The following is a 13465-nucleotide window of genomic DNA, read 5'->3' as shown; positions in this document are numbered from 1 at the left end:
TCAGAGACGACAGGAAAAATGGCGTTGTCAACAGTTGCTGCCAGAAAACTGAATCCCCGGAGTCCACTCGCGGGGGTGTCGAGGCTGCGCGAAAACGTGACGGTTACCGAGCAAGGCCGGCCGTCATGCGAGCGGTCTGAGATATGGCCAACCGCGCGTCCGCGTTTTTATCGACGCCCACGTCCTGAGCATGCTCGACAACGACAAACGGCGTCCGAAGACGCTTTTATTTGGGCCTATACGTCCGGCGGTCCCGGATGTTCCCTATGAAAGCGGATATGCTCAGCGCCACTCATCTTCGGATTGCCATTCTTAAAAAAATTCCATAACGACTCGCACCTATGGGCCGGCCAGAGAAAATTTATTAGGTGAATATGGGGGCCCCCGGCCTTGAAATGATTTTCATAAGGCGTGAGGTCTCGGTTGTCAAAATAGAAGAAATGCCAGTTCGAATGGTCCACCGTATAAAACATATGGCCTACGAGATAGCGTCGATCTTTTAAAAATTGGTTCCACTTTCGCCATGCCTTCGTTGCTAATTGTGTAAGTGGCCCAACAATTGAGTGCCCAAGCGCCTGACTGTCTTCGTCAGTGTATTTGAGGTGCTGTGGAAGAAAATCGCGGTGAGAAATTTGATGACGCCACGGCAGCTGACCGGCGTCGCATGCCGAGATCAGTGCGCCAAATGCGTCCTCTGTGATGATCGTGCCTTTGCACAGTTTGCGCAAATCACTTCTCTTATTGGCAAGCAGTACCGCTACGAGCGGCTGAATTTCCAACATCGCTTGATCGGATAGGTCCACGATCCGCATCCCGAAAATGCAATGGTTGCATTCTCTCACGAGCACATCTCGTTTCACTCAGATTCCCGGGAAACATGCGATTACATGCACGGGCCAGGTGTGCGTCAATGGCGCTATTGCGCCATTGACGCGCCCGCCTTGGCGCGCAACTGCAGATGCTATTGCTCAGCCTCGACGCTTTGTAGAGCGTGCCGACCTTCACCAACGACTTTGATTTTTTTTCCGGACGATGACACAAGGACCGCTGGATTCCACGACCCGTGTCCGTCCATATAGCGGTGCTGCTCTACCAGTAGCGCGCCCTTGTATTTGCCCACAGACACAACCGCAAGCGAATTGCCGCTCGTCACGAACCGTTGAGCGCCCCCCGTTGCGGATACTGCGTGAATTGCAGACGAGGTCGCCCACGCAGCTGTCATGAAGTACACCGTATCGTCGCCCGGTGAAAAGACGGGGTGGTCAATGGCAGCAAGCACCTGTTCCGGCTGTTCTTTCCCTTCCGGCGCTCCCGTGACAAGGCGACGCGCTTTATGATCCTTCAATCGAATCACCCAGAGGTCGCGAATGGCAGGATTGAAGTTTGCCTCGTCTGCGTCCCGCGTTAGCCGAGTGAACGCCACCAGAGTGCCGTCCGGGGAAAGCCTCGGCGCGCCGTCTGCGCCAGTTTCCGTCAGTACCTCAGTCGCTCCCGACGGATCAGTATAAACAATGTTCCCTTCTTGAACGGACACAGCCCCGAGCGGACTAGCAGCAAGTGACGCTCTGCAGGCGAACGCGACGCAGCAAAACGAAACGAGGTAGGTAAGCCGTGTCTTCATTGGTCCGGATTTGAAGTTATTGAACGGAACGCGGTCCGTAAAAGCATACCGCAGCGCGAGGCAATTTGGCGGTTCCGCGCGTTGCGCTGATTGCGCATTGTCCCTGAAGCGCAACACGCCGCGTATGCTCAGCGCCAGCGTACTCGCTCACCGGTTATCGGGCGCTGATGCGCACCCGCTATCGTCGGCTTATAAAGACAAGACTATCCGCTGAGCCACTGCTCATCCGCTAGCCAGTCCCAGCCATCGTCTGCTGTTTTGACCGAGCCACGATACTTCTCACGTAAACCATGAGATTGTTGAACGAATTGACCGACATGGCCGACCCTACGTGCTAGGATCCAAGAACAAACAATTGGGGCGCAATCCAGCATGCCTTTTCTGCCAGCGCCGTCCGGCCGGTTTTCTGCGGCGTAGGCAAATAAGGACATAAAAATGAGAATAGCGCTGGCTTTCGTGACCATCTTGTTACTGGCAGGATGTGCAAACGATTTTTCGAAGTTCTACAACGGGATGACAAAGGACGAGGTCGTCTCTCACACCGGCCCGCGCGCGGACGTTGAGCCTAGGGTGATCGTTACCGATAACATTGATGCTCAGAACGAGCGTCTCGCGCAAAACAACTATGCGCGGGTAGGCGAGTCATCGTTCCAAAGCAACGCAACCAGCCGTGCGGAGGCGAACGCCGTCGCACAAGCAAAGGCCATCGGGGCCGAGATGATAGTTCTCTCGTCACGCGATGCCGGGACCAGGACGGCAGTTATGCCACTGGTCACGCCGACTACAGCGACAGCGACCTCCAATTTCAACGGGACAGCGTTCAATCCGGCGTACGGAACAACGAATGTGAACGGCTCAGCGACGACCACATCCTACGGCACCACGACTACCTATGTGCCGATCACGGTCCACCGCGCGGACTACTACGCTGGATACTGGGTTAAGGCGAAACCACCTGCAGTTGGAATCCATGTAATGCCGCTCTCCCCCGAAGAGCACCGACGCATCGGGACCAATTCTGGTTTGTTGATCAATGTTGTCGTCATAGGCTCGCCCGCCTATAGGGCCGACATCTTCAAGGGTGACATCTTGATGTCCATTGGAGACATCCGCGTCGATACCGCCGACGATGTGCAGCAGGCTATAAAAAAATATCTTGGCGCCACCGTTGAAATCCAAGTGTTGCGAGATGGCCAAGTGCTGAAGAAGAGTGTCGCGCTGGCAACGCCGTGATAAATAACCCTGACCATGGGTCGCGCAGACGCCCCAACAACAGGGGAACACCTCATGGAATGGCAAAATAAGTATGCTTGCATTTTCAACAAATAAAAAGCTTAGCCATTCGGAAGTGTTGACTAGCGCACAGGGGGGGTCGTGACACGTATTCGCAGAGTCGAGATTAGGAACTTCCGCTCCGTCCAATCGCTGGACTGGACGCCTTCAGCTGGCATCAACTGCCTCATCGGTCCGGGAGACGGTGGTAAGTCCAGCATCCTGGATGCGATTGACCTCTGCCTTGGAGCACGCAGAAGTGCCCCCTTCGGAGACGCCGACTTCTCTAGCCTGGATGTCAGCCAGCCCATCGCAATCTCTCTGACGCTTGGTGCATTACCTGACGAGCTAAAGAATCTGGACACATACGGCGAGTTCTTGCGCGGGTTCGACGCTGCTACGAGGATGGTCGAGGACGAACCAGGCGCAGGTATCGAGACCGTGTTGACGCTGCGACTGACGGTCGCGAGCGACCTTGAGCCGTCTTGGACGCTGTTCTCAGAGCGTGCCGAGCAGCAAGGCCTAGAGCGAGGCCTTGCGTGGAAAGATCGAACCGCGCTCGCGCCTGCTCGGATTGGAAGCTTTGCAAACACGAACCTCTCATGGACGCGTGGCTCAGTCTTGAACAGGCTTACCGACGAGCGAGCCAATTTGGGCATTGAGCTTGCGCGGGCAGCGCGCGAGGCCAGAGCCAACTTCGGCAACCAAGCGGGAGCTCAGTTCGCAGAGTCACTGCGAGTTGTCAACGCGACTGCGACCTCTCTCGGAGTCCCTGTAGGGGCGTCAGCTCAAGCCTTACTGGATGCCCACTCGGTCTCCATCGGGGATGGGGCAATTGCCCTGCATAACGAGGCCGGAGTGCCTCTTCGGTCGCTAGGCACAGGCTCGGCCCGCCTGCTCATCGCAGGGCTTCAACGTGCCGCGGCGGAAGCGGCGACCATCGCCTTGATCGACGAAGTGGAGCACGGCCTTGAGCCACACCGCTTGGCTCGTCTTCTTGATTCCTTAGGCGCGAAAGACCCTGCGTTGCCGCTGCAGGTGTTCATGACCACCCATTCGCCGGTCGCGATTCGCGAGCTTTCAGGCAATCAAGTCTTCGTTGTTAGAACGCAGGGCACCCAGCATCAAGTGCACCAGGTAGGCGTTGCCGACGATGTCCAGAGTACCATTCGGGCCGATCCAGAAGCCTTTCTGGCGAAGGCCGTCATTGTCTGTGAAGGGGCGAGTGAAGTCGGATTTGCGCGTGGGCTTGACCAGTATTGGATTAGTCAAGGGTTCCCCTCGTTCCTCGCCAATGGCGGCTCATACGTCAACGTCGGCGGCGGCGACCCAGACAAGTGCTACTCGCGAGGAGCGGCTCTCCTTGGGCTTGGTTATCGGGTGCTCGTCCTAGTCGATGCCGACAGGGCGCCCGCGCAGGAATCAGTTGCTGCCTTCGTTGCCGCCGGCGGGATGGCCCTTACATGGCGACCAGGCCGGGCACTGGAGGACGAGCTGTTTTTGAGCCTAGACGACGGTGCCATCCGCGGGCTGCTGCAGCGCGCGGTCGACCTTGTCGAAGAGTCGTTGGTGAACGCGCATATCCAGTCCCAGTCGCAGGGACATATGACGCTCGATGCGGTTTGGACCGAGGGCCTCCTCGACGGCCATTCGGCTGCAACACGGACACTTCTTGGCCTGGCCTCCCGAAAGGGGAAGAACAGTTGGTTCAAGTCCGTGACCAAATTCGAGGGAGTGGCGAAAGACATCGTCGGACCGAACCTCGCGACCGCTGAGGCGGGCTTTCGATCAGTCGTCGAGCAACTTCGCAGGTGGACTCATGCCGCCTGAGATTGATCTGCTCGCGGTCAACCGAGGCTCGGTAACGGCCCCTGCCGGCTGTGGGAAAACACAGCTTATCGCAGACACGCTCAGCCTCCACGGAGGTCCCAAGCCTGTCCTCGTCCTTACGCACACGAATGCCGGCGTTAGTGCGCTGCGTGCTCGCCTTCAAAGAGCGCGAGTGCCAAATTCTGCCTACAGGCTGTCGACCATTGACGGATTTGCAATCCGTCTCATTAGTAAGTTCCCGCGTCGAAGCGGCCATGACCCGCGCATCCTGGACCTCGACAACCCCGCTCAGGACTACCCGGCGATCCGAAACGCGGCCTGGCAACTGCTCCAGGCTGGCCACGTGAATGATGCGCTGCGTGCTACCTATTCCCGCTTGTTTGTCGACGAGTACCAGGACTGTAACCTCAGCCAACACGTCATCGTCGACTGGGCGGCTGTTGTGCTACCGACGTGCGTGCTCGGCGACCCAATGCAGGCCATCTTTGGGTTCGCCGGAAACCGGCTCGTAGATTGGCAGGCGAACGTGCAAACACAGTTCCCCGCAATTGGCCAGTTGCAGACCCCGTGGCGCTGGCGCAGGGCAGGAACAGAAAACTTGGGCAACTGGCTGCTAGCAGCAAGGGGGCATCTCCAGGCAGGTCAGTCGATAGACCTTCGAGGCGCGCCCGTTGAAGTCCAGTGGGTGCAACTGAACCCGGCCACCGCCATCCAACAACGGCTCGGCGCCGCTCGTGCAAATGCCCCGGATCGGCATGGAAATGTCCTGATCATCGGTGACGCTCGAAACGCACAAGGCCGGTTTCAGGTGGCAAGCCAGACTCCAGGCGCAACGGCAGTCGAGCGAGTGGACCTCGACGATCTGACAAACTTTGGTCGCCGTTTTGACGTGGCAGCAGGCAACGCCCTCGAACAATTGGTCAACTTTGCCGCAAGCGTGATGACAGGTGTCGGAGCGACGAACCTGCTTAGGCGCGTTCAGACCATTCGCCAGGGTCGGGCTCGCAATGCTCCGACGCCAGCAGAGGAAGCCGCTGTGGCCTTCACCGACGTGCCCAGCCTCTCGGCAGCTTTGCACGTTCTAAACAGCTTGGAAGAGCAAGATGGGATACGCGTATACCGACCAGAACTACTGCGATGCTGCGTGTCGGCGGTACGAACCGCTGCCGGAGGTGCCTGCACCCTGCACGCCGCCGCGATTCAGACCCGCGAGCGGAACCGGCACATGAGCCGTCCCCTCGCACGTCGTTCCGTCGGAAGCACGCTGCTGCTCAAGGGGCTTGAAGCGGACGTTGCAGTCATTCTGCACCCGGAGCTTATGACGGCCCCCAATCTCTATGTGGCACTCACGCGCGGGGCCCAGCGGGTCGTCGTCTGTTCGGTAACGCCCGTGCTCACGCCGGCTCGATGACCGTGAGAAGAGAAGAAAGGTAGGTTCGTCTCAAGGCTGGCCTCGGGGCATCGACGATTCTCTTTAGCGCTTGCAGTGCGATTTGTGCTGGTCGCGACGGGCAGTAGCCGGCCATGAACTGCCCTTCGGCACCGCTGACTGCTTCACCGACACGGACTGAAGTGGCCATTGCCTACGTAAGCGCCGCACGGCTCAACCGCATCCGCAGACCAATCACAAAACTAGATTTTCATCGAGAACAGACCTTAGAGGAACCGTCATGAACTCAAGTGTCGTCCAACAGCGGCGTTTCTTTCACAGCTTGCCGCGGCCACGTGCGGATGAGTCGGAAAATGAAACTTTCGAACGTGGTCTCAAGATTCTTGCCTTTATGATGGATGTCGGACTTGTGCTCGCACCCGAAATAGTTGAGTGGGACGTGAGCGCGGTTAGTGGCCGTCCCGAGCAACATCGCGTTCTTCAGCGACGAGCATGCTTCACGGAGTTGGACGCATCGGAGTTGGGCATGCACAGTTCCATCTTCGGTCCCATCGCGCTGTCACTCTCCCTTTCGGGGCTTCGAGGAGCTGGGGCGATGCCGGTCATCTATGTGCCGCAGGGGACAGACGGGAGCGCGCTTAGTCAATTGAGCACGTTTTGCATGCGTGGGGTCCATCATACAAAGGAGGTACTTCGCACTTTGGAGAATTTGAAGGAGACGAGCGACCCAGCTAAGCTCGCCGAATTCGCTGCGCTGTCTGGGGCTATCGTGGCTCCGGATCTGAAACTAGCTTTGAGAAATCAAAGGGCAAGCGGCGAGGTCGTTGCAGAGTATAGCGTTTCTGCGACTGACGTCCATAATGTCCTTCAGTACGTCGGCTTTGAAAGTATCCCATTCAACCAAAGTATCGGCATCCTGAACGCGTTTCAAAACATGTTTTATCCGACGGATAATGCACATTCAGGGGATGTACTTGGCTACTATCGGCAACGGGAGTGGCGTCTGATCGCTGGCGATGTCAACTTCAGTGGTCGACCTATGGGACGGGCACTGTCGAGTAACGAGGTAACACGACTGAATCAAATCGACTCTCGTTTTTGGAGTCAGAAACTCATGATTAAAGGTGTACTACAACAGCGGTCGGCGCTAGCGCTTGTTTATGACCCGCTTCCGGGCTGGAACTTCTTCGACCTAGTGGAAAAGATATTCGGCCCTAAAGGGCGCATTGCGGAGGTTTGCGCGATTGTCGGAGACAAAATTGAGGTGACGGAGCACGATTGAGCAGATCTCAGAGCCGTCATGGACAGAGGTCCCGGCAACTAACGTACGAGAGTGAGGCACTTCGTCGGCTCAGTCCTTTTAACGATTCTACGTCGAGAGGCCGGGGCGTCGCAAAATGCAAATATCGGCCTAGTCTTCACGTAGATCAACGCGACAACGCTCGAGAATTTTCGACATCGAAGACCGTCGGCAGCAAAAGTGAAGAGAGCCTAGCAGGGAATTGTGCGTATTTCGTACGGGCATTAGACTTAGCCCGACAATTGCTCGCATCACGCTTCAGTAAAAAGATCGTCGCGCAGCTGTTCAACAACGGCGCCCTCCGGGTTCTAGGCCATATACAAAAAGATGAACGATAACTCCATCGAATCGGGTCGGTATTGGATGCCTCGCGGCAAAGGGGTGCAGGTCGACGAGTATGGCTATACCGCCCTCGCAACTAAGAAATGGCGCGCAGATTACAACCCAGGCCTGAAAACGACCGCCGAACTCTCCGAGTGTGGTGAAGTTATCGTCTTGCTCGGCGAGCCCGGCTCAGGTAAGTCGTTCGAACTCGATACTCTCAGGAAGGCGGCAGAAGCCGCCGATGAGCGCGTAGTGCGTTACATCGACCTCGGGAGACACGCCGACGCCTCGTATCTTGCTGGCGCGCTGCGCCTTCTACTGCATGATTGCCTCACTCAGGGTACGCCCACAATCATCTTTCTCGATGCTCTCGACGAGTGCCGGGTGAATATGAAACGGGCCGAAACCGTTATAGAAGACGTCATCTGCGAAGTCTCACCTAACGCACTGCGCGTAGTCATAGCTTGCCGAACGCCCGCGTGGCCACTTTCTCTTCAGGACACGCTGGGCAATCACTGGAAAGCCTTTGGTGACCAAGCAGTCGCGGTCTTCGAAATCGCTCCCTATTCGCGTGAACAGATTAAGGTGCGGTTACAAGAACAGGGGATCGACGAGGCCGCTTTCTTCGATGGCTTGGACCATGCAGGGGCTCATTACCTGTCGCTACAACCGTTGGGACTTGGCTTCCTAATGTCACAGTTCACGCAAGGAGCGACTTTCTCCACCAGTCGATGGGCGCTCTACGAGAATGGCTGCCTAGCGGCACTAACGGAAAGCGAGCGACGACGACAAGATAACAATCTTGCCATACCAGACCCCCGGTCTCGTCTGCAGCTCGCGGGGCTAATCGCTGCTTTTTCGCTTTTGACCAATAAGGCCGACATAAATTGGGATGGAACTGCGGCGTCTGTAGCAAGCAATTTATTGTTAGGTACTGACCAACTGACAAGTATTCCACTCGTTTTGGGCGCGAGAAAATGGCAACCAAGCAGAGAGCAATTCCGTGAGGTTTTGCAGACCGGGCTTTTCGTACCACGAGGCGATGATCTGTACACATTCGCACACCGGACGTACGCCGAATTTCTCGCGGCCCACTTCATCGCATCTCTCACGCTCCCTGTCGCAAAGGTCATGGATCTATTGTCCTTACCGGACGGATCCCAGCGACTTGTGCCTCAACTCCGGGAATTGGCCGCCTGGCTGGGGCAAAAAAGCCAGCAGGTTCTGGAGACGGTTCTCGCAAAAGAGCCATTGCTGGTGTTTGATAGCAGCGTGTCTCTATCGGACTCTTCGCAGGTCGGGAGGATCTATAACTCGTTGGAGCAGTTAATTGAGCAACGTCGGTATCCGATTCACGACTACAAGCTTGTTCGCTCATACGGAAAGCTGGCCCACCCCGAGCTACTCGGGCAACTCGAAAAGGTTCTAAGCGGCGTAAGCCGTGACAATGCAGTGAGGGAATTTGCCGCTGACGCGGCGTCTGCCTGCAAACTAGTGCATCAACTTCATGCACTAACTGCCATTGCTCTCGACGTCACTGATGACTGCATCGTGCGACAGCGCGCCGGGCATGCTATTCAAGAAGCTGGATCAGAGTCCCAAAAACAGGCTCTCGTTCCGCTATTCTTTAACGATCAGCCTGAAGACGTTGATGACGAACTGAAAGGGATCGCTCTCCAATGTGCCATCGACCTGGGAATCGCAACCGGCAACTTGATGGCATCGGTTCGCCCGAGGAAGAAATGGAATCTGACCGGCTCATACGCGCTCGCCCTCCGCACGCTAGAGAATAGAGAGTTAGCGCCAAGCGACATAGTGGGGCTTCTGGCATGGCTCGACTTACAGCTTCGCACCGAGCATCTTGAGCATACGTGGGACGATTTCGTTTTCCACATGTTCAGCAAGACCGCACTTGCAGTCATGTCGACCGACGAGCACTGGGATGAGCTCGGTAAAGTTGCTTGGCGGGCGCTATCGAATCACCATCGATTGTCCACCTCGCGCAGCAACCGAGGATTTGACGAGGGGCTACAACTTCTTAATGCTCCAGAGCGTCGATTACGCCTGTTTGATTCAATCGTACGTGCTGCGGATGGAGAGCCTCATGTCGTTGCTGGAACGTTGCTGTACGGAACGGGTTTTCTCATTGAATCGGACGTAACGCATTTAATTGAGTCGTACAGCCGGGAAGACCGGTCACCGCTCGTACAAAAAATCCTCGCCAATATGATCGTGTGGTATCTCCCTAGCAACCCGATTGCTCGAGAGTGGGTGCTTGAATCAGCCGGCGTCGACGTGGCCGCACGAGATGAACTACTTGTAGAGCTAGCCGCCCGTTACGTCGAGCCGGTTGTGCTCGACTCGGATTACGCCAGCAGTCAGCGAGAGATGTTCGCGCTTCAGCGTAAATCGGAAAGGCCGCTACCGGAAACTTCGGCACGCCAACAATCGCTGGACTTAATGCTCACAGCGTTGACAAACGCGGAAGCGGGCAACACATGGGAATGGCTCAACATACTGTCCTATCTTCGTCACGACGGCGACTTCCACGGGTACTATCCAATTTCCGGCCAAGTGACCCGAGCGGCGCTTTGGGCAAAACTCGACGAAACAACTCGTAATCGACTGATCTATCTTGCCACCTCATATCTTCGCGAGAATAAACCGGCGCGGCACGATCTCGCACCCAATCAATCGAATAGCGTTGAGGATGCCGGCGTCGCAGCGCTGGTACTGCTTCACGAGTCCAGTTTGCGCGCGTCCCCAGAATTTCAGGCGCTGCTGCTTAAGTGGACCCGCGCGGTCGCGCGGTACGCGCCCGACGAACAACCGCGCGCAGTCCTCGACGAGATGTTGGCCATCGCTCTTGTTCTTGACCAGAACAATGTTCTAACGGTGCTGATCGAGGTCTGCCAACGTTACATCGAGCACGAGCTGCCGCATCTCCCCGACTTTACCAAAACTGTGATGCCGGACGCTCTACGGGCGAGGCTGGAAGCCCTTCTTCCCACAGTGGGCGGCGAGACTGCGTTCTCGGCACTAGCGGATTTTTTGTTGACCCTGGGCAGTCAGTCAGCAGTACGTTTCGTGCTCGACCGCATCCAGTCACTGCCAAACCTTGCGACTCAGTTTGCCGTTAAATGCACGGCCCTACTAGCACAGCAAGAGCCGCGTAAATTTCTCGACGCTGTTTGGCCGCGCCTGCAAGCAGATCCAGCTTCATTGGCAGCACTGGCTGCTCAGATGCAAGTTTCGTTTTCTGGCCAATCCGTGCCTTTATTGCTCGTGAATGAAAGAATCACGGAGGAAATTTTTGAAACTTTGGAGACCGCCTATCCGTCTGGGCAAGATGTTCCGCTCGCCGGCATTCTCAACTGGCGGCACTACGTACAAGACTTCAGAAACGCGTGCCTCTATGCCTTGCGAGAAGAAGCGACGCCAGAGAGCATTTTGGCCCTCGAACGCATTGCAGAGCGGCATCCAGAGAAGCGCTGGATAGGATCTCTGATGCATGACGCACACATGAAAGCCGCCCGCGATTCCTGGATCCCGTATGACGAAGCCGAGACCATCTCGGCCCTAGGAATTGGCGGCGGAAGGATAGTTCGAAGTGAGGCGGAGCTGCGTGTTGCCGTGCTTGACGAGCTAGGTCATATCGCCAAAAAGATTTCAGCGAAATCGTCGCATCCAGATGTCTACTTTTTATGGGACGAGAAGCCAAATTGCCCGAAGCACGAACCGAGGCTATGTGACTGGCTAGCGACCCAGTTAAATGATCGCCTCTCGCCTCGAGGCGCGATTGTCAATCGCGAAGTTCAGGTTAGAGCGCACAATCCGACTGGCGTTGGGGAGAGAACTGACATTCTTGTCGAGGTGTCAGTCAGTACAGTAAGTGAGTCCAGGCAGACCGTGCGACTGGTGATTGAAGTCAAGGGATGCTGGAACGATGATCTTTATTCGTCCCCGACCACGCAGTTGCGAGACAACTATATGCGTGCGCTCGGATCGAACGAAGGCGTATATGTCGTCATGTGGTTCCTGTGCGATAGGTGGGCGGATAAGGATGGGCGGAAACAAAAGACGCGAAGGTTGGTACCTGGCGGAACGCTTGACGAGTGCTACGAACTTGTTGCTAGTGCTTGCGAGCAGGCGTCGTCTAAAACAACACTGCTGAGCCCGGTCATCATTGACTGTACATATTAGTCGGCCGCGGCAGGATTCACGTTCGTGTTGATATGCGTAATCTCGGGCTCCTAGGACGGCGACGACGTACATGCCAGACATTCGCATCACGTCGCCGGTCTCACATCCGAATGTTTGATCCCACTGCGCGGATGGCAAGTTGCTGGTCACGATCCGCGTTCGTATCGTTTCGCCACGATCTACAAAAAGTGGCTGGCATTGCCACCTCTGGCGGCCGTCCGCATATTTACTAATTACTCAACCTAGTCAAATGAACCCGAAACGCCTGCCTCGCAGCCTCTTCAAATATCGATCATTTGGAACCTATACGCTACGAATGGTCAGTGAAGCCGAAGTCTTTTTCGCAAAGCCGTCAACGTTCAACGACCCCTTCGACTGCAACCCGACCGTGTTTGTCGACGTTGAGTGGAAAGATGTCGAACGCCTTTGGAAGAGCATTGCTCTCAAGCAAATGGGAAAGGAAAAAGCCATCGATGCGATAAACCACTATCGATACGGCGCGACCGAGGATGGCGGTACGCATGACGACGGAGGGAATGGATCACAGATTTACACGAGATTTCTGGTTCGTGACATAGAGGCTTTCGTTAAGACAAGATTTAAGGAGCACGGTGTCTTGTCTCTGGCGTCGCATTGGGACAATCCCCTGATGTGGAGCCATTATGCGAACGAACACAGAGGGATCTGCATCGAGTACAGGACTGAGGATCATAGATGCGACATGCTCGGCCCGGTGAACTACCAATCGAGCCGATACTTAAAAGTAAGCGACTTGATTGAATGGCTGCTTCGGCGCTCGTCCTCTATCAAGGCGAAGATTTTCGATCAATATTTTTTTGCAAAGGCGCCACAGTGGAAGTACGAAAAGGAGTGGCGCGTGGTGTCTAAGACAAACGGCCCGCAGGACAGACCCTTTCGAATCGACTCCGTGCATTTCGGCCTGCGGTGCGACGTTTCGATCATCACGACGATTGTGAAGTTATTGGCCGATTTGGCGGAAGGGCCCAAGTTTTATCAAATTGGTTCACGCGACGATGGTTTCAAATTGGTTCGATACCAAATCGACTCTTCTGAAATTTCGGCGTTTGGTCTTCGTGAGTCGTCGCATTTCTCGATGGACGATTTCCAGTTCGACCCGCTGATGGCAATAGGAAAGATCTCGGGGCGTCAATTGGAGTAAAGGCTGCCGTTACGCCGTTCCTTAAGGCTGGCCGACAAACGGGCTAGCGGCGGGGCGGACGACGAGCCCCTCCACGGGCCACCGAAATTTGAGACACTTCGACGGAACGGTCCACCCAAAGCAAACTCGAGTCCAAGTGTAGCCGTTGGTATAAAGTTTTTTGTGTAGGTACAGACTTTTTTGTGCAGGTACAGGCTTTTTTGTACGGGTACAAACTTTTTTGTGCGCCGTTAAAGAGCGGAAGAAGGCACCCGCCGACTCCACCGTCACAGACTTCGCCAGATTCCGTGCAACAACCACTTCGCAATCGGCAGTCGAGTATCTATAAAGCCGTGGTCGACGGGT

The 13465-nt window shown here is 55.9% G+C and carries 8 protein-coding genes; 6 read left to right on the top strand and 2 right to left on the bottom strand.

Annotation, left to right across the window (positions count from 1 at the left end; all coding sequences use genetic code 11):
• Positions 1-236: 236 nt before the first annotated feature.
• Both GSQ77_RS06080 and GSQ77_RS06075 read right to left on the bottom strand, forming a co-directional pair.
• Positions 237-803: a hypothetical protein gene (locus tag GSQ77_RS06080; protein WP_158900067.1), complete on the bottom strand. Its 567-nt coding sequence runs from the start codon at positions 801-803 to the stop codon at positions 237-239.
• Between the two features lie 158 nt (positions 804-961).
• On the bottom strand, positions 962-1534 hold the full coding sequence (locus GSQ77_RS06075; protein WP_158900065.1) for a PD40 domain-containing protein: 573 nt from the start codon (positions 1532-1534) through the stop codon (positions 962-964).
• Between the two features lie 522 nt (positions 1535-2056).
• On the opposite strand from GSQ77_RS06075, the gene GSQ77_RS06070 reads away from it, so the two are divergent.
• The 6 genes from GSQ77_RS06070 (at position 2057) to GSQ77_RS06045 (ending at position 13120) form a co-directional block, all read left to right on the top strand.
• Positions 2057-2854, top strand: coding sequence for a PDZ domain-containing protein (locus tag GSQ77_RS06070; RefSeq protein ID WP_158900063.1), 798 nt, complete (start codon positions 2057-2059; stop codon positions 2852-2854).
• Between the two features lie 141 nt (positions 2855-2995).
• Positions 2996-4723 (top strand): ATP-dependent endonuclease, encoded by a 1728-nt coding sequence (locus GSQ77_RS06065; protein ID WP_158900061.1) that lies wholly within the window; start codon positions 2996-2998, stop codon positions 4721-4723.
• Complete coding sequence (locus tag GSQ77_RS06060; protein ID WP_158900059.1) at positions 4713-6134, top strand: UvrD-helicase domain-containing protein; 1422 nt, start codon at positions 4713-4715, stop codon at positions 6132-6134. The genes GSQ77_RS06065 and GSQ77_RS06060 overlap by 11 nt, the downstream gene beginning before the upstream one ends.
• Before the next feature lie 259 nt (positions 6135-6393).
• Positions 6394-7395, top strand: coding sequence for a hypothetical protein (locus GSQ77_RS06055; RefSeq protein ID WP_158900057.1), 1002 nt, complete (start codon positions 6394-6396; stop codon positions 7393-7395).
• A gap of 345 nt (positions 7396-7740) precedes the next feature.
• A complete protein-coding gene (locus tag GSQ77_RS06050) occupies positions 7741-11940 on the top strand; it encodes an NACHT domain-containing NTPase (RefSeq protein WP_158900055.1) in 4200 nt (1399 codons plus the stop codon).
• A gap of 139 nt (positions 11941-12079) precedes the next feature.
• Entirely contained in the window at positions 12080-13120 is a 1041-nt protein-coding gene (locus tag GSQ77_RS06045) for a DUF2971 domain-containing protein (protein WP_216854859.1), read from the top strand.
• The last annotated feature ends 345 nt before the right edge of the window (positions 13121-13465 follow it).

Origin of the sequence: Burkholderia sp. L27(2015), from assembly GCF_009765705.1 — a bacterium.
In the GTDB taxonomy this organism is placed as follows: domain Bacteria; phylum Pseudomonadota; class Gammaproteobacteria; order Burkholderiales; family Burkholderiaceae; genus LMUX01.
This window is presented reverse-complemented; position numbering and strand designations above follow the sequence as displayed.